Source organism: Granulicatella balaenopterae (assembly GCF_900111135.1).
Classification (GTDB): Bacteria; Bacillota; Bacilli; order Lactobacillales; family Aerococcaceae; genus Granulicatella; species Granulicatella balaenopterae.
The window spans coordinates 1-1,895 of the sequence record NZ_FOGF01000076.1; the positions used below are offsets into that span (position 1 = coordinate 1).

Consider the following 1,895-nt stretch of genomic DNA (forward strand, 5'->3'; position numbering starts at 1 on the left):
GTTGTTAATGTGACGCCTGTTGGATTTTCGATAGCTGTTAGGCCAGCAGTTTGTGCATCGGCAATCACATCACCTTTTAGTAGAGCTTTTTCTTGTTCGTTAAAGCTAACAAAACGTGGCGCGCTATCTGCATTGACAAAGACCGCATAACTATCGCCATTTGAGGCTGTGGCAAGGTATCCAATAATCTGATCCCAAGTTTGGATGTCTGAACGTACACCGTCAACTAAATCTCCTTGGCGTGGTGTAGTAATCATACGCACGTTTTGGGCAACTTCTGCTTGTGTGCCATATGAAAAGGCATCAGTAGAGCGACGGATTTGAATTAAGCCACGTGTGTAATCGTGTGTTTTAACGGCATCTGGGTAGTTTGTTTTATCCGTTACTTTTTGCCAATCAAAGCGATTAATGATGTCTGAAGAATCATATGAATCGTGAATGAAGTATGGATAATCGAATGGTGTGCCGTCTGCTTTTGTTAAGTAAGTTGATTTGTATGGTGCGTCGGCCACTGGTTTTTCGTAACCTGGTGCTAGGAATTGTTTAGTACGTCCATATTCTTGTCCTGAATGAATAAATGGTGTCCCTTGCGCCGTTAAAATCATACTATTCCCTAAACGAATACGTGCTTGGATTTCTGCTTCTGCATTTTTTGGATCCTTTTTGATTGATTGGGCAATAACATCATGTAATGTTAGATTATCATGCGCAGCAATATATTGAATCACATCGCCTGGATCGTCAGCTGTGAAGTTGCCAGGACGAGCAATAATATTATTGTAAATCACTTGTAAATCACGAGCACCTCCAGTTAAAAATCGTGGTTGGCCTTCGCTACCAAATCCTGATTTTAGTTCGTTACGCATTTCATCTGAAAAAACGCCGACTGAATCAGTTGAAGTCATCCAATCTTGGTCAGCTGCTGTAACTGGTTTGTTTTCGTCGCCTGTATAAGTACGCCAACCTTCCCCTAACATCAATAAATTAGGATTTGCTTTTGTCGCTATGTCATAGGCTTTTTGAATGGACTCAGCATCATGATCACCCATCATATCGAAACGGAAGCCATCAACTTTAAATTCTTTTGTCCAGTAATTGATTGAATCAACTAAAATTCTGCGTGACATTTTATGCGTCGTACCTAAACGTCCACCACCAAAACTTTCACGAGGCGAGCCGTCTTGATTCATAAAGTGATAATAATTTGGTTCTAAGTCTTCAAAAATATGCGTTTGCGCAGTATGGTTATAGACCACATCTAAAATGACCCCCATATCTTTTTCGTGAATTAATTGGATTAATTCTTTGAATTCTTCAATACGAGCCGCAGCGTCTTTTGGATTAGTCGTATACATGCCAGTTAAAGAGAAATAACTTTGTGGGTCATATCCCCAGTTATATGGTGTATTTTGTGAGCGATACTCTTCTATACGTTCCTCTTTCGTACTTTCATCGGCAAAGTAATAACTCATGACTGGTAATAATTGAATATGCGTCACACCTAAATCTTTTAAGTAATCTAACCGTTCACCAAATGCTTTAAATGTTCCAAATGGTGCCTGCAAATCAGCCGCAATATTAGCATCCGATGTAAAATCCCTTACATGGGCTTCATAAATAATCGCATCTTCACGCTTATTAAATCCAGGAATATGTGCATAGTCTAAAGCTGGTCCTACAGTACTTGGATTAATAAAGGCTGCTTTGGCAATTGGCTTACCAGTTGAACCGTCCACTTGTTGGAAATCTGCGTCACTATTCCATTCAGCTAATGATTTAGCATAAGGATCTAGTGCCAAGATTTTTTCGCCATTGCGTTCAATTAAATAGTGATAATAGTAACCAGTTAAGTTGTCGATGCCTAAATCCGCAGCAGAAATCGTTAGATCCCAGAC

Annotated in this window: 1 protein-coding gene; it reads right to left on the bottom strand. The window is 39.8% G+C overall.

What is annotated here, in order from left to right:
- A partial coding sequence (locus tag BMX09_RS09780) for a pullulanase (protein ID WP_089748094.1) occupies positions 1 to 1,895 on the bottom strand: 1,895 nt, incomplete at both ends.